General features: G+C 72.6%; 20 protein-coding genes and 1 tRNA gene. 13 read left to right on the top strand and 8 right to left on the bottom strand.

The features are described 5' to 3' along the window. Positions 1 to 30: 30 nt before the first annotated feature. From ACXR8F_RS15585 to ACXR8F_RS15560, 6 genes are all read left to right on the top strand, one after another. Positions 31 to 1071, top strand: coding sequence for an aspartate-semialdehyde dehydrogenase (locus ACXR8F_RS15585; RefSeq protein ID WP_458801807.1), 1041 nt, complete (start codon positions 31 to 33; stop codon positions 1069 to 1071). A 45-nt stretch (positions 1072 to 1116) separates the two neighbouring features. After that, complete coding sequence (gene tmk, locus ACXR8F_RS15580) at positions 1117 to 1776, top strand: dTMP kinase (RefSeq protein WP_045193152.1); 660 nt, start codon at positions 1117 to 1119, stop codon at positions 1774 to 1776. Further along, the gene (locus tag ACXR8F_RS15575) at positions 1773 to 2933 is read left to right on the top strand and encodes a DNA polymerase III subunit delta' (RefSeq protein ID WP_045193151.1); all 1161 of its coding nucleotides are present in this window, start codon (positions 1773 to 1775) and stop codon (positions 2931 to 2933) included. Before tmk ends, ACXR8F_RS15575 begins: the two co-directional genes overlap by 4 nt. Before the next feature lie 112 nt (positions 2934 to 3045). After that, positions 3046 to 4602: an alpha/beta hydrolase gene (locus tag ACXR8F_RS15570; RefSeq protein ID WP_458801805.1), complete on the top strand. Its 1557-nt coding sequence runs from the start codon at positions 3046 to 3048 to the stop codon at positions 4600 to 4602. 23 nt (positions 4603 to 4625) lie between these two features. Then, positions 4626 to 6428 carry an alpha/beta hydrolase gene (locus ACXR8F_RS15565; protein ID WP_458801803.1) on the top strand — a complete coding sequence of 601 codons (1803 nt, stop codon included), beginning with the start codon at positions 4626 to 4628 and terminating at the stop codon, positions 6426 to 6428. Continuing rightward, positions 6359 to 8089 carry an alpha/beta hydrolase gene (locus ACXR8F_RS15560; protein ID WP_458801801.1) on the top strand — a complete coding sequence of 577 codons (1731 nt, stop codon included), beginning with the start codon at positions 6359 to 6361 and terminating at the stop codon, positions 8087 to 8089. Before ACXR8F_RS15565 ends, ACXR8F_RS15560 begins: the two co-directional genes overlap by 70 nt. A gap of 63 nt (positions 8090 to 8152) precedes the next feature. On the opposite strand, the gene ACXR8F_RS15555 is transcribed toward ACXR8F_RS15560, so the two are convergent. Beyond that, entirely contained in the window at positions 8153 to 9079 is a 927-nt protein-coding gene (locus ACXR8F_RS15555) for an NADP-dependent oxidoreductase (RefSeq protein WP_045193147.1), read from the bottom strand. A gap of 213 nt (positions 9080 to 9292) precedes the next feature. On the opposite strand from ACXR8F_RS15555, the gene ACXR8F_RS15550 reads away from it, so the two are divergent. After that, positions 9293 to 9369: transfer RNA gene (locus tag ACXR8F_RS15550), tRNA-Thr, on the top strand. A 181-nt stretch (positions 9370 to 9550) separates the two neighbouring features. On the opposite strand, the gene ACXR8F_RS15545 is transcribed toward ACXR8F_RS15550, so the two are convergent. Beyond that, positions 9551 to 10336: a VOC family protein gene (locus ACXR8F_RS15545; RefSeq protein ID WP_458801799.1), complete on the bottom strand. Its 786-nt coding sequence runs from the start codon at positions 10334 to 10336 to the stop codon at positions 9551 to 9553. A gap of 220 nt (positions 10337 to 10556) precedes the next feature. Further along, the gene (locus tag ACXR8F_RS15540) at positions 10557 to 11774 is read right to left on the bottom strand and encodes an MFS transporter (protein WP_458801798.1); all 1218 of its coding nucleotides are present in this window, start codon (positions 11772 to 11774) and stop codon (positions 10557 to 10559) included. 108 nt (positions 11775 to 11882) lie between these two features. Here ACXR8F_RS15540 and ACXR8F_RS15535 point away from each other — a divergent pair, with 108 nt between their 5' ends. Further along, on the top strand, positions 11883 to 12452 hold the full coding sequence (locus ACXR8F_RS15535) for a TetR/AcrR family transcriptional regulator (RefSeq protein ID WP_458801796.1): 570 nt from the start codon (positions 11883 to 11885) through the stop codon (positions 12450 to 12452). A gap of 40 nt (positions 12453 to 12492) precedes the next feature. Here the strand turns inward: ACXR8F_RS15535 and ACXR8F_RS15530 are convergent, their stop codons facing one another. Together ACXR8F_RS15530 and ACXR8F_RS15525 are read right to left on the bottom strand one after the other, a co-directional pair. After that, a complete protein-coding gene (locus ACXR8F_RS15530) occupies positions 12493 to 12966 on the bottom strand; it encodes a carboxymuconolactone decarboxylase family protein (RefSeq protein WP_458801795.1) in 474 nt (157 codons plus the stop codon). 200 nt (positions 12967 to 13166) lie between these two features. Beyond that, on the bottom strand, positions 13167 to 13700 hold the full coding sequence (locus ACXR8F_RS15525) for a TetR/AcrR family transcriptional regulator (protein ID WP_458801793.1): 534 nt from the start codon (positions 13698 to 13700) through the stop codon (positions 13167 to 13169). Positions 13701 to 13923: 223 nt separating this feature from the next. Between ACXR8F_RS15525 and ACXR8F_RS15520 the strand changes: the two genes are divergently transcribed. From ACXR8F_RS15520 to ACXR8F_RS15510, 3 genes are read left to right on the top strand one after another with little or no spacing between them, the layout of a single operon-like run. After that, the gene (locus ACXR8F_RS15520; RefSeq protein ID WP_458801791.1) at positions 13924 to 14520 is read left to right on the top strand and encodes a molybdopterin-dependent oxidoreductase; all 597 of its coding nucleotides are present in this window, start codon (positions 13924 to 13926) and stop codon (positions 14518 to 14520) included. A gap of 10 nt (positions 14521 to 14530) precedes the next feature. Then, positions 14531 to 15256 carry a ferredoxin reductase gene (locus ACXR8F_RS15515; RefSeq protein WP_458801789.1) on the top strand — a complete coding sequence of 242 codons (726 nt, stop codon included), beginning with the start codon at positions 14531 to 14533 and terminating at the stop codon, positions 15254 to 15256. Position 15257: 1 nt separating this feature from the next. Beyond that, positions 15258 to 15560 carry a DUF6510 family protein gene (locus ACXR8F_RS15510; protein WP_045187245.1) on the top strand — a complete coding sequence of 101 codons (303 nt, stop codon included), beginning with the start codon at positions 15258 to 15260 and terminating at the stop codon, positions 15558 to 15560. 61 nt (positions 15561 to 15621) lie between these two features. Here the strand turns inward: ACXR8F_RS15510 and ACXR8F_RS15505 are convergent, their stop codons facing one another. Further along, positions 15622 to 16170 carry a hypothetical protein gene (locus ACXR8F_RS15505; protein WP_458801787.1) on the bottom strand — a complete coding sequence of 183 codons (549 nt, stop codon included), beginning with the start codon at positions 16168 to 16170 and terminating at the stop codon, positions 15622 to 15624. A gap of 377 nt (positions 16171 to 16547) precedes the next feature. Between ACXR8F_RS15505 and ACXR8F_RS15500 the strand changes: the two genes are divergently transcribed. Further along, complete coding sequence (locus ACXR8F_RS15500) at positions 16548 to 17681, top strand: hypothetical protein (protein ID WP_458801785.1); 1134 nt, start codon at positions 16548 to 16550, stop codon at positions 17679 to 17681. Continuing rightward, complete coding sequence (locus ACXR8F_RS15495) at positions 17678 to 18154, top strand: GNAT family N-acetyltransferase (RefSeq protein WP_458801783.1); 477 nt, start codon at positions 17678 to 17680, stop codon at positions 18152 to 18154. The genes ACXR8F_RS15500 and ACXR8F_RS15495 overlap by 4 nt, the downstream gene beginning before the upstream one ends. A 63-nt stretch (positions 18155 to 18217) precedes the next feature. Here ACXR8F_RS15495 and ACXR8F_RS15490 read toward each other — a convergent pair whose 3' ends face one another. Further along, positions 18218 to 19456: an MFS transporter gene (locus ACXR8F_RS15490; RefSeq protein ID WP_045187238.1), complete on the bottom strand. Its 1239-nt coding sequence runs from the start codon at positions 19454 to 19456 to the stop codon at positions 18218 to 18220. 185 nt (positions 19457 to 19641) lie between these two features. Continuing rightward, on the bottom strand, positions 19642 to 22089 hold the full coding sequence (locus ACXR8F_RS15485; RefSeq protein WP_458801781.1) for an HAD-IC family P-type ATPase: 2448 nt from the start codon (positions 22087 to 22089) through the stop codon (positions 19642 to 19644). Positions 22090 to 22212 lie beyond the last annotated feature (123 nt).

The raw sequence follows: 22212 nt of genomic DNA, 5'->3' as shown, positions 1-22212 counted from the left end.
GGGCGACCTCCCTCGCCGTAACCTTGTGGCATGCGAGTAGGTGTCTTCGGTGCAACGGGTCAGGTCGGCGGCGTCATGCGCGCCCTTCTCGAGGAGCGCGACTTCCCGGTCACGCAGGTGCGGTTCTTCGCGTCCGCCCGCTCGGCCGGCACGACGCTCCCGTTCAAGGGCGAGGACGTCGTCGTCGAGGACTCCGCGACGGCCGACTTCTCCGGCATCGACATCGCTCTGTTCAGCAACGGCGGAGCCGCCTCCAAGGAGCTGGCCCCGAAGGTCGCCGCCGCGGGCGCGACCGTCATCGACAACTCGAGCGCGTGGCGCAAGGACCCCGAGGTCCCGCTCGTCGTCTCCGAGGTGAACGCGGCCGACCTCGACACGATCCCCAAGGGCATCGTCGCCAACCCCAACTGCACGACGATGGCCGCGATGCCGGCGCTCAAGCCGCTGCACGACAAGGCGGGCCTCGTGCGCCTCCACGTCTCCAGCTACCAGGCCGTGAGCGGCTCCGGCGGCAAGGGCGTGCAGGAGCTCGACGGCCAGCTGCGGGGCGCGTACGCCGCCGGTGACCCCGCGGGGCTCGCCCTCGACGGGCGCGCGGTCGCCGTGCCCGACCCGAACGTGTATGCCGTGCCGGTCGCCTTCAACGTCGTGCCGCTCGCGGGGTCGATCGTCGACGACGGCTCGCTCGAGACCGACGAGGAGCAGAAGCTGCGCAACGAGTCGCGCAAGATCCTGCACATCCCCGACCTGCGGGTGAGCGGGACGTGCGTGCGCGTGCCCGTCTTCACCGGGCACAGCCTCGCGATCCACGCGGAGTTCGAGCGCGACATCACCCCCGACGAGGCGCTGGACCTGCTCAAGAACGCGCCCGGCGTCGTCGTCACCGACGTGCCCAACCCGCTCGAGGCCGCCGGCCGCGACGAGGTGTTCGTCGGCCGCGTGCGCGCCGACCAGGCCGCCCCCGAGGGCAAGGGCCTCGTGCTCTTCGTCGTCGGCGACAACCTGCGCAAGGGCGCGGCGCTCAACGCGGTCCAGATCGCCGAGGAGCTCGTCGCCCGCCGTCGCGCCTGAGAGGACGGGGGGCCTCGTGTCGTCGGGGTCGCATAGGCTCGGGACGTGACGGAGAACCTCGCGGCCGCGACCCATCGAGTCGACACCGCCCCCGGGCTCTTCGTGTGCTTCGAGGGTGGTGACGGCGCGGGCAAGTCCACCCAGGTGCGCCTGCTCACCGACGTGCTCGAGCAGCAGGGCCGCGAGGTGGTCGTGACGCGCCAGCCCGGCGGAACGCCCCTCGGTGCGCAGATCCGCGAGCTCGTGCTGCACGGCGACCACGTGTCGGCCCGGGCCGAGGCGCTGCTCTTCGCCGCCGACAAGGCGCACCACGTCGACCAGCTCATCAAGCCGGCGCTCGCCGACGGCAAGGTCGTCATCACCGACCGCTACGTCGACAGCTCGATCACCTACCAGGGCGCGGGTCGCGAGCTGGGGGCCGACGAGATCACGGCCCTGCAGCACTGGGCCGTCGGCGGACTGCTGCCCGACCTCACGATCGTCCTCGACGTCTCGCCCGAGGTCGGCCGCGAGCGGCGCGGCGACGTTCACGACCGGCTCGAGTCCGAGGCCGACGCCTTCCACGCGGCGGTCCGCCGGGGCTACCTCGAGCTCGCGGCGCAGGACCCGGAGCGCTACCTCGTGCTCGACGCGAGCAAGCCCGTCGAGCACCTGCACGCGGCGGTGGTCGACGGCATCGACCGCGTCACCTCGGGGCGAGCATGACCGTCTGGGCCGACCTCGTCGGCCAGGAGCCGACCATCGAGACGCTCTCGCGCGCCGTCTCCGACGAGTCGGCGATGACGCACGCGTGGCTCTTCACCGGCCCGCCCGGGTCGGGTCGGTCCACCGCTGCGCGGGCCTTCGCCGCCGCGCTCCAGTGCCCGCAGGGCGGTTGCGGCGAGTGCCGCGAGTGCCGCACCGCGCTCGACGGCAGCCACGCCGACGTCAAGGTCGTCGCGACCGAGGGTCTGTCGATCAAGGTCGCCGAGGCCCGGGCGCTCGTGCAGGAGGCGGCGCTGCGCCCGTCGGTCGGCCGCTGGCGCATCATCATCATCGAGGACGCCGACCGCCTCACCGCCTACACCGACGCCCCCGCCGACGCGCTGCTCAAGGCGCTCGAGGAGCCGACGCCCCGCACTGTCTGGATGCTCTGCGCGCCGAGTCTCGAGGACGTCATCGTCACCATCCGCTCGCGCTCGCGCCACGTGCGGCTGCGCACCCCGCCCGTCGAGGCCGTGGCCGACCTGCTCCAGCGGCGCGACGGCATCGACCCCGCGATGGCCCTGTATGCCGCCCGCGCCGCGCAGTGCCACGTCGGGCTGGCCCGCCGCCTCGCCCGCGACGAGCAGGCCCGCATCCGGCGGCGCGACGTCATCGCCATGGCGACGAAGATCCAGGGGGTCGGCGACGCCATCGGCGCGGCTGCCGACCTGGCGCAGATCGCCGACGAGGAGTCGTCAGCCTCCGGCGCCGAGCGCGACGCCGCCGAGCGCACCCGGCTGATGGAGACCCTCGGCGCCGACCCCACCGCCCGCACCCAGCCGCCCCACATCCGCTCGCAGCTGGCCGCCCTCGAGCGCGAGCAGAAGATGCGGGCCACCCGCTACGGTCGCGACGTCGTCGACCGTGCCCTCGTCGACCTCACGTCCGTCTACCGCGACGCGCTCGTGCTGCGGCTGCACTCCGATGTCGACCTCGTCAACCCTGACGCCATCGACAAGGTGCGCGCCCTGGCCGGCGTCTTCGGCCCGGAGCAGCTGCTCGCCGCGATGGACGCCATCAACGAGGCCCGCGACCGCATCAACGCCAACGTCCCGCCCCTGCTCGCGCTCGAGGCGATGGCCCTGCAGCTGCGCGTCCCACGCGACCTCGGGGTCTGAGGGGCGCCGCCCGAGCCGCCCCACGGCATACGCCATCAGCGTCCTCGGGGCAAGCGATGGGACGGCTCCTCGGATGCGGCCCGACAGGGCCCGACACGTTACGGTTTCGGGCATGACGACACGCCCTGCCGCCAGCTCCCGTGCCCTGTCCGCCGTGGCGGCGGTCGCGGCGCTGGTGCTGGCTGCGGGGGCGTGCGCGACCGACGAGCCGCCGGTGGCGGCGACGTCCAGGACCGGCCTCCCGGCGGCCACGGCGGCGCCCAGTCCCGCCCTCGCCTCCTACTACTCCCAGCGCCTCGACTGGCAGGCCTGCGGCGGCCTCGAGTGCGCCGACCTGCGCGTGCCCCTCGACCACGCCGCCCCCGACCCGGCGAAGGACCTCACCATCAAGGTCGTGCGGGTCAAGGCCCGCGACCAGGCGAAGCGGCTCGGTTCGCTGCTCGTCAACCCGGGCGGTCCCGGGGCGTCGGGCATCGACTACGTCCGCGCCGGCGCGAGCACCATCGGGGGCACCCAGGTGCGGCGCTACTACGACCTCATCGGCTTCGACCCCCGTGGCGTCGCGCGGTCGAGCCCGATCGACTGCCTCGACGACAAGGCCCTCGACCGCTTCCTGGCCACGGACCCGACGCCCGACGACGCGGCCGAGGAGCAGGCGCTGCGCTCACAGGCGAAGGCGATGGCCGACGGGTGCGAGGCCGACAACCCCGAGCTGGTCAAGCACCTGTCGACCGCGGACGCCGCTCGTGACATGGACATCCTCCGGGCGGCCGTCGGCGACCCGCAGCTGAACTACCTCGGCAAGTCCTACGGCACCTTCCTCGGCTCGACGTACGCCGACCTCTTCCCGCAGCGTGTCGGGCGCGTCGTCCTCGACGGCGTCGTGCCGCCCGACCTCACGAGCGCGCAGCTGAGCGAGGGGCAGGCCCGGGGCTTCGAGATCGCGACCCAGGCCTACCTCCAGGACTGCACCAGCGAGTCCGGCTGCCCGCTCGGCGACACCCCCGAGGCCGCCCGCCAAGGCCTCGAAGCCCTCTTCCGACAGGTCGACCGGCAGCCGCTGCCCACCGGCGACCCGAGCGCGCCCGAGCTCACCGAGGGCTGGGCGCGCGTCGGCGTCGCGATCGCCCTCTACGACCAGGGCTCGTGGGGCATCCTGACCGAAGCCCTCAAGCAGGCCAAGGCCGGCAGTGGGCAGAGCCTCATGCAGCTGGCCGACGCCTACGCCGACCGCCGTCCGGGCGGCGGCTACGACGGCAACATCATGGAGTCGATCTTCGCCGTCAACTGCCTCGACCGCCCCGACAGCTCGGACCTGTCCACCTACGAGACGTACGCGAAGGACTTCTCGGTGAAGGCTCCGACGTGGGGCTCCACCCTCGCGTGGGGCTCGCTGCCGTGCGGCTTCTGGCCGGCCAAGGCCGCCGTCGGGCCGCACAAGATCAAGGCAGCGGGCAGCGATCCCATCGTCGTCGTCGGCACGACCCGCGACCCCGCCACGATCTACGAGTGGTCCGCGCAGCTGCGCGACCAGCTCGAGAACGCCGTGCTCGTGTCCTTCGACGGTGACGGGCACACGGCTTATGGTCGGAGCAACACGTGCGTCGACAGCGCCATCGACGCCTACTACGTCCAGGGGCGCGTGCACAAGGACGGACTCCGATGCTGAGCGGCGGATCCTGGTGACCGATGATGAGTGACGACCCGCGTCCCGACGACCTCCCGGACGCCCCGACGGGGTATGCCGCCCTTCCGCCGAGCTACTCGTCGGGCTCGGGTGCGCCGGGTGCATCGGGTGCCCTGGGTGCATCGGGTGCATCGGGTGGGTCGGGGTCAGCCGCGGGCCACGGCGTCCCGTACGCCGCCTCGCCCGCAGGCTCGCCGGTGCGGTCGCCGCTGCGGACCGTCCTCGCCGCCGTCGCCATCGTCGCGGTCGTCGCGGTCGTGGTGCTCGCCGTCTGGCGCATCAGCAGCCCGCCGGTGGTGGCCCAGAAAGAGCCGCCGGTGCCGTCGCCGACGCAGGTCGTGCCGACGCCCACCCCGAGCGCGAGCCGGAGCAGCGCCCCCGCCACCGGCGACTTCCCGGCGGCCCTGCGTGGCTTCTACACGCAGCAGGTCTCGTGGTCTCCGTGCCCCGACAACGCCAAGCACGAGTGCGGCACGATGCAGGTCCCGGTCGACTACGCAGACCCCACGGGTGGGCGCTTCACCCTGGCCCTGCGCAAGGCCCCCGCGACCGACCCCGCGAAGCGCATCGGCTCGCTCGTGATCAATCCCGGCGGCCCTGGGGGCTCGGGGGTGGAGTACGCCCAGTACGCGTCGTTCGTGTTCTCGCCCGAGGTGCGGGCGGCCTACGACATCGTCGGTTTCGACCCGCGTGGCATCGGCGCGTCGAGCCCGGTGCGCTGCCTCGGTGACTCCGACATGGACCTGCTCTTCAGCGACGACCCGACGCCCGACTCGGCGGCCGAGCGCGCCAAGCTGCTCGGCGACGTCGATGCCATCACCAAGCGCTGCGCCGCCCGCGGTGGGCAGCGGGCGCTGCACATGAGCACCGCCGAGGTGGCCCGCGACATGGACGTCATGCGCGTGCTGCTCGGTGACGAGCGCCTCAACTTCTTCGGCGGCTCCTACGGCACCTTCCTCGGCGCGATGTACGCCGACGCGTTCCCGAAGAAGGTCGGGCGCATGGTGCTCGACTCGGCGATGTCGCCGAACCAGACCGAGCAGCAGGAGATGACCTACGACATCCAGGGCTTCGAGTCCTCGATCGACGCCTTCATCGACTGGTGCGTCGCCCGCTCCGACTGCGCCCTGGGCAGCGACAAGGGCAGCGCCCGTCAGAAGATCGTCGACCTGCTCGACAGCGTCGAGAAGAACGGCCTGAAGACGAGCAAGCCGGGCCTCACGACCATCGGCGAGGGCTGGGTCGGCTTCTCGATCTTCATGTGCCTCTACTCCGACACCTCGTGGCCGACGCTCAACCGTGGGCTGGCCCAGGCCCTCACCGGCAAGGGCGACATCCTTCTCGCCAAGGGCATGTCGGTCGTCGAACGCAGCGCCTCCGGTGCCTACGCGCCGACCACCTACCTGCAGGCGATGATCCCGGTGCGCTGCGCCGACTGGCCCCGCATGTCGTCCGACCCGTCGCTGGCGGCCGACCAGGCGAAGGCCAAGAAGGACCACCCGCTCTGGGCGCGGATGACGGGCGAGCTCTACGACAACTGCCGCACCTGGCCGACCGCGGGCCGCGCCCCGAAGGGGACCACCCTGGCCGCGGGGGCGGCCCCGATCCTCGTCATCGGCAACGAGCGCGACCCGGCCACCCCCATCGGCGGCACGAAGCAGCTCGCGAAGGACCTCGCATCGGGCGTTCTTCTCACTTCCGACCATGACGGACACGGCACCTACTACGCTGGCAACTCGTGCGTGGACTCCGCCGTGGACGGGTACCTGCTCAGGGGAACGGCGCCGTCCGACGGCACGACCTGCTGAGCCAGCTGCTCGCGCCCTTCGTCTCGCTCGCGATCCTCGCGGGCCTCCTGCTGCTCGCTGCTGCGCCCGTCACGGGCCCGGCCGGTGACGCGTCGGTGACACCGACGACGACACGCGAGGCGTCCGGCGGCTCCGGTGGCTCAGACCGCTCGGACGGCGAGAACGGCGACGAGGAGCCGGAGAGGACGCCGATCACCTTCACCGGACCGGTCGAACCCGACCCGGCCGAGCTCGCGGCCTTCTACGGCAAGCCGGTCGCCTGGCAGGAGTGCGAGGACGACGACCTCTACGACTGCGGCACCGTCACGGTGCCCGTCGACTACGCCAAGCCGCGCGGAGCGACGACGAGGATCGCCGTGCGGCGCCTCGAGGCATCGCTCCCCGCGCAGCGGATCGGCTCGCTCTTCATCAACCCGGGCGGGCCGGGAGGGTCCGGGATCGAGTTCGTGAACGACGCGGCGTACGTCTTCGGTGACGCCGTGCGCGAGCGCTACGACGTCATCGGGTTCGACCCCCGCGGCATGGGCGAGTCCGACCCCGTCGACTGCATGAGCGACGCGGACCTCGACGCCATGTACGGGGCCGACCCGACTCCTGACACCGCCGCCGAGCGGGAGGCTGCTCGCCGAGCGCCCGTCGAGCGCGTCCGCCGTTGCCTCGCGCGCGGGGGAGCGCTCACGGCCCACATGGGCACCGAGTCCGTTGCGCGCGACCTCGACGTGCTGCGCTCGGCCGTCGGTGACGAGCGGCTCAACTACTACGGCGTCAGCTACGGCACGATGATCGGCGCGCTCTACGCGGACTTCTTCACCTCCCGGGTCGGACTCATGGTCCTCGACTCCGCAGTGGTGCCCGACGCCCTCGCCGAGGAAACGCCGAGCAGGGAGGACGTCGATGCCGCCGCGCGCGGCGCGGCCTACGACTTCGACGACGTCGTCGACGACTTCGCCGGCGAGTGCGGGGACGGCGCGGACTGCCCGCTGGGCGCGGACACGAAGGCGGTCGTCGCGGCGCTCGTCGGCTTCCTCGACCGGCTGGACCGCAGGCCGGTCGCCACCGGCATCGACAGCCTGCCGGCGCTCACCGAGGGCTGGGCGAGCATGGCCATCGACGAGGGCCTGCGCGACCGGGAGTCGTGGCCCGACCTCGTCGATGCCCTGGACCTCGCGATCAACGAGGACGACGGAGAGGCGCTGGCCTCGTTCGCGATGGGGACGGTCGAGCGCGACGAGGACGGCTCCTACCCGCAGGCGAACTTCGGTCGCACCCACCTGCTCGTGATGTGCGCCGACTGGCCGAGGTCGCCGTGGGACTCCGTCGTCCCGAGCAAGGACGTCCTGGACAACCATCCCCTGTGGGCCCGCGTTCAGCCGGCGCGGCCCGACCCGTGCAGCGGCTGGACCGGCGCCGTGCGCCAGACGTTGCTCGTCGGCGCGGACGTGTCGACCCCGGTCCTGGTCATCGGCAACGACGGCGACCGCACCACGCCGATCGAGGACACCGAGGCCCTGGCCGGCGAGATCGTGCGCTCCCGCTTCGTCACGGTCGAGGCCGAGGGGCACGGCGCGTACGGCCGGGGCAACGACTGCGCGGACGGCATCGTCGACGCCTACCTGACGCGGCAGCTGGCGCCCGAGAACGACTTCGTCTGCGAGTCCTGACCGCTGTCCAACGAGTGCCCCCCTTCTCGCGAGGAGAGGTGGGCACTCGAGGCGTGATGGGCCTCAGTCCTGGGAGACGCGCACGACGACCTTGCCGGCGGCGTGGCCCTCGGCGCTGAACCGGAACGCGTCGGCGAGCTCCTCGAGAGGGAAGGTGCGCGCGACCGGGACACGGATGACGCCGGCATCGGCGAGGTCGGCCAGCTCGCCCAGCTCGACCCCGTCGGGGCGCACCCAGATGTACGAGCCGCCGTTCTCGGCGACGGAGCCGTCGGCGATCGAGGCGTGGCGCCCACCGGGGGCAAGGACGGCGAGCGTCGCGTCGAGCACGCCGCCCACGAAGTCGGCCACGGCGTCGACGCCCCCGGGCGCCAGGGCACGCACCCGGCCGGCGAGGCCGTCACCGTAGGTGACCGGTTCGGCACCGAGATCACGCAGGCGCTCGTGGTTGCGCTCGGAGGCCGTTCCGATGACCCGGGCGCCGAGCGAGCGGGCCAGCTGCACGCCGAGCGAGCCGACGCCGCCGGCCGCGCCGTGCACGAGCACCGTGTCGCCCTCGCCGACGCCGAGGCGCTTGAGCACCCGCCAAGCGGTGAGCCCGGCGAGCGGCAGGCCCGCGGCCTCGTCCCACGAGAGGCTGCGCGGCTTGGGGGCCAGGGACCGGGCTGGGACGGTGACGTACTCGGCGAAGGTCCCGCCGTGCACGTAGTCCTTGCGGGCATAGGCGATGACCTCGTCACCGGGAGCGAACTCCGGGGTGTCGAAGCCGACGGCCTCGACCACCCCCGCGACGTCCCAGCCCGGAACGACCGGGAAGCGCACGTCCATGACGGCGTCGAGGCCGCCCGACATCAGCTTCCAGTCGACGGGGTTGACCGAGGCCGACCGCACCCGCACGAGGACCTCGCCCGGCCCGACCTTGGGTCGCGGCTGCTCCGTCAGGCTCAGGACGTCCGGGGTCCCGTACTCGGCGTAGGTCATGGCGCGCATCGTGGTGTCATTGGTCTTCGTTTCGCTCACGTGGAGGGAAGGCGAGCGGCCCGGCGTGTCATTCCCGGGCGCGCGCGTGAGGGCGGTCACCGCGCCCGACGCATGGTCGGTGCACGGGCAGCCCTTCGGGCGGCGGCCGATTTCTCTCTGGGCGGGGCCGATGCGTATACTCGATCACCGTGCCGGACCACCCCGTGTGGGCCGTCGCAACCTGCCGCTTTAGCTCAGTCGGCCAGAGCGATTCACTCGTAATGAATAGGTCATCGGTTCGATTCCGATAAGCGGCTCCAGCAACGCCCCCGGCTTCTGCCGGGGGCGTTTGTGCTGTTCAGGCACCCGTTGCCGCGCTCCTCTTCGGACGCAGGCCTCGAGTGAGCCTGCCCGATGGGCGCCGGCCTCCAGGGGGTTGCAGTGCTGGCCCACGGCCCGAGGTCACGTGCTCACCGGTGCTCTCTGGCTCCGGCGGACCGCTCAGCCACGGGCTGCGCTGACTCCGTGCCGTGTGGCCATGTGGGCGTCGGCGTGGCGCTGCGCCTCGGCGACGCTCGCGCCTCCCTGGCGGGCGAGCAGGTACGGCGCGTACCAGTGCCACCAGTGGTGCTCGGGCGCGGCCTTCTCGAACGCGTCGTGGTGCTGTGCCGTCTCGCGGAGCAGTTCGGGCAGGCGGCCGGGGTCCGGGTCAGACCTGACGGGCGAGGCGCTCGACTGCTCGGCGTCGTGGGCGGGCTCGGGCTGTGCGGTCGCCTCCCACAGTCGCCCGGGCAGTCGTGTCGTCAGCTCTTGGAGCACCCAGCGGTTGCCGTCCGGGTCCTCGAAGGACGCGTAGGTGGCGTAGGAGCGGCGCTCTGGGTCCGGGCCGGGGGCGCGCCCTTCTTCGCCGGGGTGGAAACCCCCGCCGAGGCCGCCGTTGACGTCGTGGAAGGGCTCGCTGACGTCGACGCCGCGCGCGACCAGGGCGGCGCGGGCCTGCTCGATGTCGTCGACGACGAGCAGCAGGCCGTCGAGTGAGCCGGCTGGGGCGGCGGTGACGCGGGTGCCGAAGAGGACGGAGGCATCGGATCCGGGCGGGGTCAGCTGCATGAGGCGGTAGCCGGCCTGGTCGTCGACGTCCGCGTCGACCCGCCAGCCCAGACCGGTGTAGAAGGCCCTGGCGCGGTCGTAGTCGGCGACGGGGATGACGACGGCCTCGAGGCGAAGCGCGACGGTGGCCGGTTCCGCGGGCGCGGTGCGGCTGTGGGTGTCGGGAAGTGCAGTCATGGTGATTCTCCTGGTGGTGATGGTTGGTGGTGGATCCGAGGGTGTGTGCCTCGGGGAGACAACGCGATGAGGCGACGCGATGAGGCGACGCGATGAGGCGACGCGATGAGGCGACGCGTTGAGTTCGATGCGAGGTGGCGAGGCGGGACCGTGGCTGCCCGCGGGCTGGTGCGGATGCCCGTTTCGCTGTTTGAGGTCAGGGATGGGCGTTTGGACTGAGTCAGGATGTGGCAGGCACCGCCTCGCTCTCCCGACGCTGACGCACGGCCCGGGCGCCCTGGACGGCAAGGCCGACCAGCGCGAGGGTGATGACGACGGCGGCGTAGATGTCGAAGGTCGGCAGCAGGCCCCATCGGGGTGTGAGCTGGCCGGCGATGACGACCGGGACGCCGAAGGCCAGGTAGGCGACGGTGTAGACGGCCGAGAAGAGGCTGGCGCGCTGGTGGGCGCCGGCGTGTGGGGCGATCAGGCGTACTTGTCCGCCGAAGGTGCCGCCGAAGCCGGCCCCGCCCAGCAGCGCACCGACCCATACGAGAGGCAGCAGGGTGGCGGTGACCCCGGTGAGGACGACGAGCATGCCGAGCAGGACCAGGGCCAGACCGGCGAGGGTGCCTCGTCGTGGGTCGTGCCGGGCGAAGACGAAGCCGGCCAGTGCGGCGGAGAAGGGGCCGACGAAGGCGGTGAAGCCGGTGACGAGGCCGCCGTGCAGGCCGAAGTGCAGGCGCAGGATCGCCGGTGAGAGGCCGAGGAAGAAGGCGGGGAACATCCATCCGGCGATGTGCACGGGGATGCTGGCCAGGAACTCGCCGCGGGCGCTGACGGGCACCGCGACCGTCGGGCTCAGTGAGCGTCGGGCGCCGGGCCGGCGGACTCCGGTTTCGGGGGTGGCGAGCACGAACGCGACGGCCGCCACCATGAGCCCCGCCAGGGTGGTGAACACGATGGTGTTGGCGGCGTCCGTCAGCTGGATCGCGGCCCCGGTGAGCAGGGCGCCGAGGCCCAGGCCGCCGGCGACCGAGGCGGCGGACAGGCCGCTGGCGAGCTTCTTCAGATGGGCGGGCGCGTGCTCCGTGATGGCGGCGCTGAAAGCGCTCGTGCCCAGTCCCGTGGCCAGTCCCTGCAGGACGCGTGCCGCGATGAGCCAGCTGATCGAGGGGGCTGTCAGGAACCCGACCATCGAGACCGTCTCGACGGCGAGGGCCGCCAGCAGGACGGGTCGGCGGCCGAGATGGTCTGACAGGGAGCCCCCGACCAGCAGGGCCACGAGCAGGGCCAGCGCGTAGACCGAGAACGCGATGGTCAGCAGGCCGGGGGAGAACCCCCACTGCTGCTGGCGGAGCCCGAGCAACGGGGTCGGCGCCCCGGCAGCGAGGAAGAAGGTGCTGAAGATGCCGGCGGTGCCGGCGAAGGCGAGGGTGGGACGGACTGGGGCGTACATCAGCGACTCCTTGAACCGATCTGTCTAATCATCATGAATTCAGTTAGACAGATCGGTTCAATGATGTCAACCCCTGATTAGACAGATCTGTCTGATAGACTGCAGGCCATGGCGACAGCAACTCGAGTGAGTGCCCGCGAGCGTCTCCTGACGGCAGCGGACCGGCTCTTCTACGCGGAAGGTGTCCACACGGTCGGCATCGACCGACTGCTCGAGGAAGCGGGAGTCGCGAAGGGGTCGCTCTTCTACAACTTCAGCGGCAAGGAGGAGCTCGTCGGCGCGTACCTCGAAGGTCGTGCGACGCAGCGCCGTGAGCGGATCGCGGCACACCAGGAGGGTGTGTCGGATCCGGCCGAGAAGATCCTGGCCATGTTCGACGCCCTCGCAGAAGCGGCCGCCTCGCCGACGTACAACGGCTGCCCGTTCGCCAACGCGAACGCCGAGGCCTCGCCCGACGGCGTCGAGGCCCAAGCGCTGCATGAGTTCCGGGCATGGCTGGGCGGGGAGTTCCGTCGGCTCGCCGAGGAGGCGGAGGTGGTGGATCCGGAGAGTGTCGCGGTGCGTCTTCAGGTGCTCTACGACGGCGCCGTGTCGACCTCCCAGCTGGACGGGCGGGCCGATGCCGTGCACGTCGCCAGGGACCTGGCGGCTCAGGTCCTCACCGCTGCGCGTCCGTAGGGGCCACGCGCGGTGGGACATGGCCGGGCGGGACGGCCAGTCAGCCGGCAGCCGCCTGGAGCGCCGGCGGCGCGACCTCGTAGTGGCTGGTGATGGCGATGCGGTTGAAGGTGTTCAGCGCGATCGCGAGCCAGGCCACGGCCGACACCTGCTCGTCGGTCAGGGGGCTGACCGTGTCCTCGGAGATGTGGTGCGAGGCGTCCGAGCCGATGTCGGTGACGCGCTCGGCCAGCGTCAGCGCCGCACGCTCGGCGTCCGTGAAGTACGCCGTCTCACGCCACGCGGGAAGGACCGCGAGCCGGTCGGTCGACTCGCCCGCGGCCAGGGCGTCACGGGTGTGCTGACGCAGACAGAACGCGCAGCCGTTGAGCTGCGACACGCGGATCTTGAGCAGTTCGAGCAGGCCCGTGGCCAGGCCTGCCCGCAAGCCGGCCGCCTCGGCCCGAGAGGCCATGTCGATGGCCAACCGATAGAGGTGCGGGTGCTGCGTGCTGACGTTGGTGGGTGCGGACATCTGGGCTGTCCCCTTTCCTGACGATGGCCTTCGGCCCTCCACCGGTGTCGTTCACCGGGTGTCACGACAGTGACTCGGGGCCGCTGCCCGGGTCGACGGATCGGGACAGGCACGCAACGTTCGTCCCGCTGCCTTGACGGGGCCGCGGGGGACCAGGCAGAAACGCTCGGATCGCGTCGGAGCCCCACGCGGGGGACGGGTCAGGGCGCGGTGGTCAACCCACCGACGACAAGGTCGACGAGGGCCCCCACGAAGAGCGCGTCGATGGGCCTGCGGGTCACCAGCAGACGATGGTGCAGCGCTCCGTACACGGCATCGATCGTCGTCTCGACATCGAGATCACGACGGATCTGCCCACGCTGCTGACCGCCACGAAGGATCCCTTCGAAGGTCTGGCGGCGATGGCCGATGAGGCCCTCGCGGAAGAGGGCCGCGAAGTCCTCGTCGCCGACCGCCTCGCCGATGAGCCCGGCGACCGTCGACGCGGCTCCTCCGAAGTCGAGGCAGAACGCCAGCTTGCCCAGGTAGGTCCTGAGGTCCCGGACGGCGTCACCCGTCGGCGCGATCCGTGTCATCGTGTCGGTCTTGTACGCGAAGGCGTCGAGCACGAGCCTCTGCCGGGAAGACCAGTGGCGGTAGATCGTCGACTTGCTGACTCCGGACGCTCGGGCGACGGCCTCGATCGTCACGTCGTGGTACTCCATCCGTTCAAACAGGAGCACTGTCGCCGACATGATCCTGAGCCGCGTCTCACGTGCGCTCTCGCGCGGGGGCGCCTGCCCCGACCACACTCGGGCCAGGCCGGGCGAGGCGTCACCGGGACGTGAGGCGGTCGGCTTGGGCTCATGCGAACGTGGAGTCACCACGACCCCATCATGACGCCCGGCATCCATCCCCGACGTGCGGGCTCGGTGCGAACCCTTCGACGTCCGGCGGGGACCGGTGCCATGATCGGGCATGGGCATCGTGACCCCGGGCTTTCGCGGGCGGCGTCAGGACGACGTGCAGCTACCGCCTGGCCAGTACCTCACCCACGACTTCCCGGTGCTCCAGGCCGGGCCGACGCCACGCGTCGAGGCGGCCGACTGGTCGCTCACGGTGCGCACCGAGACGGGCGAGGAGCATGCGTGGAGCTGGGACGAGCTCCAGGCCCTGCCGCAGGAGACCCCGACGGTCGACCTGCACTGCGTGACGAAGTGGAGCAAGCTCGGCACGTCGTGGCGCGGTGTCTCGCTCGACGTGATCCTCCAGGACGTCGAGACGGCAGCCGATTTCGCACTCGTCACGTCCTACGGCGACTACACCACGAACCTCCCCCTCGAGGACCTGGTCGACGGCAAGGCGTGGATCGTCCACGAGTACGACGGCGAAGCGCTCGAGCCGTGGCACGGCGGTCCCGCGCGTCTGCTCGTGCCGCACCTCTACCTCTGGAAGTCGGCCAAGTGGGTCACCCGGATCGACCTGCTCCTCTACGACGAGCCCGGCTTCTGGGAACAGCTCGGCTACCACGAGTACGGCGACCCCTGGCGCGAGCAGCGCTACGCGGGCGACTGACGTGGCGCCGGTGGCGTGGCAGGCGGCCTACCTCGTGTCGCGCAAGGACGAGACGGCCGACGCGGTGACCCTCGTGCTCGGGGTGCCGGGCTGGCCGGGCCACCTGCCGGGGCAGCACGTGGACGTGCGGCTGACGGCGGAGGACGGCTACTCGACGCAGCGCTCCTACTCGATCGCGGCGCCCGACCACGGCGCCCAGGTCGAGGTCACGGTGCAGGTCGTCGCCGACGGTGAGGTGTCGCCGTTCCTCGCGCGCGAGCTCGCCATCGGCGACCCGGTGGAGCTGCGCGGCCCGATCGGCGGGTGGTTCGTCTGGCACCCGCAGTCCTCGCGCCCGACCCTGCTCCTCGCGGGCGGCTCGGGGGTCGTGCCGCTGATGGCGATGGTCCGTGCCCGGCACGAGGCGGGCAGCACCGCGCCGATGGTCCTCGCCTACTCGGTCCGCACGCCCGAGGACGTCATCTACGCGGACGAGCTCGCCCGCCGCAGCGCCCACGACCAAGGGCTGGCGGTCGAGCTCGTCCACACCCGACGGGCCCCGGCGGGTGACGGGCGACCGACGGGCCGGCTGTCGCGCGACGAGCTGGTCGGCTGGGTCGATCGGCTGGGGACGGACACTGACGTGTTCGTCTGCGGCCCAACGGGTTTCGTCGACGCCGTCGCCGACACCCTCGTCGAGGTCGGTGTGCCGACGCGGCTGGTGCGGACCGAGCGGTTCGGACCGAGTGGAGGATGAGATGACTGGCCCACACACCGAGCAGGAGCACCCGACGTATGCCGTGCACGACCGACCGCTCGACGGCAACGTCCTCGCGGGAGCGTTGGGTGGGGCGTTGGGGATCGACGTCACGGTCGCCGTCGTCGCGTGCGCAGGCTGCGGGCGTCGACAGGCCGTCGGCGAGCTCGTCGTCTACGCCTCGGCGATGGGGTCGGTCGCGCGCTGTCGGGGGTGCGGGGACGTCGTGCTGCGTGTCGCCGAGGTGCGCGAGGACGTCCTGCTCGATCTGCGTGGCTGCTCGGTGCTCCGACTGAGCCGCTGAGCGCCGTCGGTGCCGTGGCGGCCGTGCCGGTCGGGTGCGGCGGTCGGATGGGTCTGTCGTGCTAGACGAGGTGGCGCGCCTTCTGCGGGCAGAAGGCGGCGACGGAGCGCTCGAGCAGCTCCTGCGACATGGACTTCGTCGCCCCGGTCTGCAGGCGGATCATCCGGGTGACGTCTGCGCCCGAGCCGCCGGGCTCGTCGGAGAGAAGGTCGCAGTAGCCGTTCGCCACCTCGGCCAGCTGACCGGTGGCCGAGTCCATCCCGGGCAGGTTCAGCGACCCGACCTGGTGCTGGGCGGCCCACTCGTAGAACTCCTCCTGCTGGGCGTCCGCACCGCCGTACTTCGGCTCACCCGTGCGCGTTAGGTCGGTCTCGCTCGGCATCGTGGCGGGGCGGGCCGGGCCGGCCACGGTGCGCGAGGCGGCGGGGGTGCCGGTCGGTGCTGCGGCGAGCCGGGTGCCGCCGGGCTGCAGGGCGTTCACCCCCGACAGCAGGATCGCCACCACCAACGCCACGCCGAACCCGATCACCGCCAGTGCCCTGCGTGTGTGCGACCGCTCGTGCTGCGGCATGCCGACCATCTCCCCTGTGGACGCCGTCGTGACGGCCACCTCGTGACCGTGGGTCGCACCCGCGTGCGGCCCCCCTGCATTGTGGACGAAGGCGTACGCGTAAGGGCCCTACCGCCGGGACGCTTCCCCGCGCAGCGGCCGGCGAGCTCCGGACCGGGAAAGGCGAAGGAGCCCGACCCGCGCGCGCAGGTGGGCTCCTTCGAGGCTGGTGCGGATGGGGGGGTGCGTGCCAGCCGTGGGGGTGTTACAAGAGAGACGTTAGTCAATCTGTGCCCCGGTGTAAGCAGTTTCGGCGAAATTGTCGTCAATATTTCTGTTCGTACCACTCGTCCGGTCGGCCGCTGGGTGGGGCGGCTGCCGACCTCGGGGGTCCCCGTCTGGCAGAGCCCCGTCCGGGGTTCTGGCACAGTGACCCGGTGACGTCCGCCAGCACCGACGCCGATCGCGCAGCGCTCGTCGCCGAGACGCTCGACGTGGCCTCGCGCCTGCTCGGCACGACGCTGACGGCCGCGGCGGCGCCCTTTCCCGGGAGCCGCCGCACGCTCGTGGTGCGGGCCACCGGGGAGGTCGGCGACGCGTACGTGGTCAAGCGCTACACCGGTGAGGAGGCCGCCGAGACCTACGCTCGTGAGGCGTCGGCCCTGGCCGCGTTGGCAGGCCGCGCCCGCACGCCGCGGCTGCTCGCCGAGTGCGGCGACCCGCGGCTCGTCGTGATGGACGACCTCGGCGACGGCGCCCACCTGGCCGAGGTCCTGCTCGCCGACGACGCAGGTCGCGCCGCGGCCGGGCTGCGTGGCTGGGGCGACTCCGTGGGGGCACTCCACGTGGCCGGCCCCGGCGTCCGAGACGCCTTCGTCGAGGGGGTCGCGGCCCGCTCGGGGGAGCAGCTGGAGCTCGACTACCTGCCGGGGCAGCTGGCCGAGGCCGCCGCCGAGTGGCAGCGGCTGGCCGCTGCCCTCGACGTCGAGGTGACCCCTGGCACGTTCGACGTGCTCGAGTCGGTGCCGTCGCGTTCCCGGGTCGATGCCACGAGCCTCTCGGCGGCCGACATGTGCCCCGACAACAACCTCCTCACCGATGCCGGGCTGGCGCTGCTCGACTTCGAGTGGGCGCTGTGGCGACCGATCGCCTGGGACGCGGCGTACCTGCGCGTGCCGTGGCCGACGTGCTGGTGCGCGTGGTCCCTCGACGCGGCAGCCTCCGACGCGGCGTTGGCGCGGTGGCGGACGGCCGTCGTGACGGTCTGGCCCGAGGTGGCCGGGCCGGACTTCGAGCACGACCTCGACCTGGCCACCGAGGCCTGGGCGTGGCTCGCCGGCAGCTGGTGCCTCGGCCCGCTCGTCGACGGTGAGCCCGCACCGGCCAACCCGGTCAAGCCCATGCCGCGTATGCCGGACCGGACCCTCCGCTTCCTGCGCACCGCCTCGACGGGGCGGGCGATCCCCGAGCTCGCCGACGTCGCGAGTGCCCTCGCCGACGCCGTCACGAGGACGTATGCCGCCGAGCCGGTCCCGCTGGCGCCGGCCTTCACGGGAGGAGGGTTCCGGTGAGCGAGTTCACGGTGCGGAGAGCGACCGCCGCCGACGTCGAGGCCGTCGTCGAGCTGCGGGCGCTGATGTTCTCCGCGATGGGTGTGCCCGGCGTCGAGGCCCACGGCTGGCGCGATGCGGCGGCCGAGTGGCTGCGGCGCGAGCTGGACGGGCCGAACGCGTGCGCCGTGGTCGCGCAGGGCATCGACGGCAGAGTCGTCGCCGCCGCCATGGGGACGCTGCGCTTCGAGACGCCCTCGCCGGCCAACCCCAGCGGGGTGTCGGCGCTCGTCAACAACGTCGCGACCCAGCCGGAGGCGCGCCGTCGGGGACTCGCTCGTGAGTGCGTCGTCGGCGTGCTCGACTGGCTGCGCGACGACACGTCCGCGGGCGTCGTCGAGCTCTTCGCGACGGGCGAGGGCGCCGGACTGTACGAGGATCTGGGCTTCACGCGGACGGCGTGGCCCGCGATGCGCCTGCGCCTGCCCCGCTGACCGGCGCCCCCTCGACAACAACTCCGACGGGGTGGAGAACGTGTGCTGGAGCCGGCCCTCGCCTCAGCCCGCGGGGGCTGCGGGAGCGACCAGCTGCTCGGTCGCCGTCGTGAGCACGCGACCGCAGGTCCACGAGAGCGTGACGGCGGCGGCGCCGGCGACGACCGTGACGGCATACGCCGGGGTGTGCCCGCCCCAGTCGGCGAGCCGTCCGGCGAGGGCGGCCCCGATGGCGTAGCCGAGCCCCGTGGCTGCCGCGAGGGCCGTCATGGCAGCCCCGGTGCGCGACGCCGGCGTCACGCGCTCGCCGAGCGTGAAGGTCGTGATCATGTAGGGCGCGACCGTGAGGCCGAGCACGAGGAGCACCGGCACCAGCGCGGGCAGCGAGCCGACGAGCAGCAGCGGCGCCGACAGCACGAGCAGGCCCACGGCGAACCAGCGCAGGCGGCTCGGGAGCCCGAAGCGTGCCGGCAGGCCCGCCACGGCGAGGCCGGCGAGCACGCTCCCGACACCGAGCAGGGCATGGAAGTAGCCGGTCGCCCCGGCGCTGCCGGCGGCCGTGGCGAGCACCGAGGTGCCGGTCTGCACCGACCCGAAGACGCTGCCGACGAGCACCTGGGCGACGCAGAGCACGACGAGGGCCGGCGTGAGCAGGCGACCGGGGGCGACCGTGTCTCCCGAGGTCGCCGCGTGCGTGACCGTCGCGGTCTCGTGCAGGGCGAACCACGTGCCGAAGACGGCGAGGCCGAGGGCGGCGAGGGCGAGCGCTGCCGTCGGGCTCGCGACCGAGACGCCGAGGCCGACGAGCGCCGGCCCGAGCACGAACGACGCCTCGTCGGCTGCGCCCTCGTAGGAGAAGGCGGCGTCGACGAGCCGGTGCTGGCGAGGCCCCGTGTGGGCGGTGATCGGGCGCCACCGCACGCGCGCGAGCGGACCGATCTGCGGCAGCACGAGGCCGGTGGCCGCGCTCGCGACGGCCGCTGCTCCCCAAGGGAGTCCGGCGTTCACGACGAGCAGCAGGGCGACGAGGCCGGCGGCCCCGGCGAGGGACTGGACGGCGACGACTCGACGCTGGCCGAGCCGGTCGGCCCGAGCGCCCCAGAAGGCCGCGCCGGCCGCGTTGGCGACCGCCAGCGCCCCGGCGCAGAAACCCCCCGCGCCGTAGCTGCCGGTGGCGGCCGACACGAGAAGGAGGGTGCCGAGCTGGCTCATCGCGAGCGGCATACGGGCGAGGAAGGCGACGACGATGTACGTGCGGCCGGTGAGGCCGAAGAGGTGGCGGTACGAGTCGATGGGTGACACGGGGCGGCTCCGGAACTGGTCGCGGGGTGCGCGACGGCGGGTGCGTGCCTACCCGCCCATCAGGTCACGCCGGATCCCTGTGCAGGTCCCATTGTAGGGCGTCCACCAGACCGGCCCGGCCACCGTCGAGGTGGTCCTCAGGCGGGTCGGCCCTCGGTCGGGTCGGCCCTCGGTCGGGTCGGACCTCAGTCGCGGACGTGGTGGGCGTGCCGCACCGACGGGGAGAGCCGGTAGACCGCCTCGACGAGCGCGGCGCCGACGAGCCCGATCGCCAGCGACTGCCACAGCAGCGCCGCCGGCGCGTCGAGGTTGAAGAACCCCGCCGCGAGCGGCACCACGAACGCGAGCACCGCCAGCCCCACCATCGCCGCGACGAGCGCCGCCTTCCACGCGAGGAAGGGGCGGGCGAGCACCGCGAGGATCCAGAAGAAGACGGCGAGCAGGGTGATCGTGGCCCCGCTGCCGGGCTGCCAGCACGCGACGTCCGCGACGGTGCGTCCGCCCTCCTCGACGGCGCACCGCGCCGCGAACTGCTCCCGCGGTACGCCGTACCCGCTGCCGGCGAGCAGGTAGGAGGCGATGACCGCCAGGCCCGCGACGGCGCCCGACGGCACGGCGAACCGCAGGATGCGCGCGAGAAAGCCCGGCAGGTAGCGGCGCCGGTTCGGTCCCAGGGCGAGGAAGAAGGCCGGGATGCCGATCGTCACGGCCGACACGAGCGTCAGGTGCCGCGGCAGGAACGGGAAGGGCAAGGTGGCCAGCGCGGCGGCGAGGATCGCCACGAGGCTCATCGCGTTCTTGGCCACGAAGAGGTTGGCGACGCGCTCGACGTTGCCGATGACGCGGCGGCCCTCGGCGAGCACGTCGGGCAGGTGCGAGAACCGCCCGTCGAGCAGCACGAGCTCGGCGACGGCTTTGGTGGCCTGCGCGCCGTTGCCCATGGCGACCCCGATGTCGGCGTCCTTGAGGGCGAGCGCGTCGTTGACGCCGTCGCCCGTCATCGCGACGACGTGCCCGTCGGCCTGCAGGGCGTGCACGAAGGCGCGTTTCTGCTCCGGGGTGACGCGGCCGAAGACGGTCGTGCGCGCGAGCACCTCGCGGAGCACGGCGGGGTCGTCGGGGAGGGTCCGCGCGTCGACGGGCTCCCCGACGTCGAGGCCGACCTCGCGGGCGACGGCAGCGACCGTGACGGGGTTGTCGCCGGAGATGACCTTGATCGCGACGTCCTGCTCGGCGAAGTAGGCGAGGGTGTCGCGGGCGTCGGGGCGCACCTGCTCGGTCAGCGTGACGAGCGCCGCAGGCGTCAGGTCGGGGGGCAGGGTGGGCTCGGTGAGGTCGACGTCGCTGCGGGCGAGCAGCACGACGCGACGCCCCGACGCGGCGAGCTCGGCGACGCGCGCGCGGATCGCCTCGATGACCTCCGGCGGGCTCGGCTGCGGGTCTGCGGCGAGCAGCACCTCCGGCGCGCCGAGCACCCAGGTCGCGTGGGCCGTGAAGCAGGCGGCGCTCCACTTGCGTGCGGAGTTGAAGGGGATGGTGCGGGTGCGCTCCCAGCCTGGCGAGGCGAGGACTGCCGCGACGGCTGTCAGGGTGCCGTTGGCGTTAGGGTCGTCGGCGAGCGCGCCCAGGGCACAACGGATCTCATCGACGTCCTGCCCGGCGAGCGGTTCGGCGTCGTCGAAGGCGATCTCGCCGGCGGTCAGCGTGCCGGTCTTGTCGAGGCACACGACGTCGACGCGGGCGAGCCCCTCGACGGCGGGCAGCTGCTGCACGAGGACGTTGCGGCGGGTCAGCTGCACCGCCGAGAGCAGGAAGGCGACCGAGGTGAGCAGCACCAGCCCCTCCGGCACGAGGCCGACGACCCCGGCGGCGGAGCGGATGACGACCTGCTGCCACCCGTGGTCGCCGACGGTGCGCCACTGCGACCAGATCGCGATCGGCAGCGCGCCCGCGATCACCCAGGTGATGTAGCGCAGCAACGTGTTGATCGACTCCTGGATCTCCGAGCGGGTGCGCGTGAAGCGGCGCGCGTCGGCGGCGATCCGGTTGACGTACGCGTCGGCACCGACGTGCCGCGCGTGGTAGCGCCCCGAGCCGGCGACGACGCTAGTGCCCGACATGATCTCGTCGCCCTCGTCGTGGGGCACCGGGTCGGACTCGCCGGTGAGGTTCGCCTCGTTGAGCTCGAGCCCCGCGCTGACGAGGAGGCGGCCGTCGGCGGGCACCTCGTCACCCGTGCGCAGCTCGATGAGGTCGTCCTGCACGACGTCCGTCGTGGCCACCACGCGCACCTCCCCGTCGCGCACGACCCGGGTCGTCGGGGCGTTGAGCAGCGCGAGGCGGTCCAGCTTGCGCTTGGCGAGGTACTCCTGGGTGATGCCGATCGCGGAGTTGACGACGAGCACGAGCCCGAAGAGCCCGTCGGCCCACGACCCCGTCACCATGACGAGGACGAAGAGCGCACCGAGGATGGCGTTGAAGCGGGTCAGCACGTTGGCGCGCACGATCTCGCCGACCGACCGTGACGTGCGCTCCGAGAGCCGGTTCACGGCCCCCCGCGCGACGCGCTCGTCGACCTCCGTGGAGGTCAGACCGGACGCCCGTGTCAGGGAGGTGTCCTCGGCGGTGGTCACGCGCCCATTGTCGTATGCCGTCGCGCGGGCCGCCCCGGAATGCGCGGTGCGCGCCCCGAGAGGCGACGGCGCTGCCGGGAGAGGACGGCACCCCCGAGAGGCGACGACCCGGCATACGGCTTC

The sequence above is a fragment of the Terrabacter sp. AAH1 genome (genome assembly GCF_054456855.1).
Note: the sequence above shows the minus strand (reverse complement) of the source record. Positions and strands in the feature narration are given on the sequence as shown.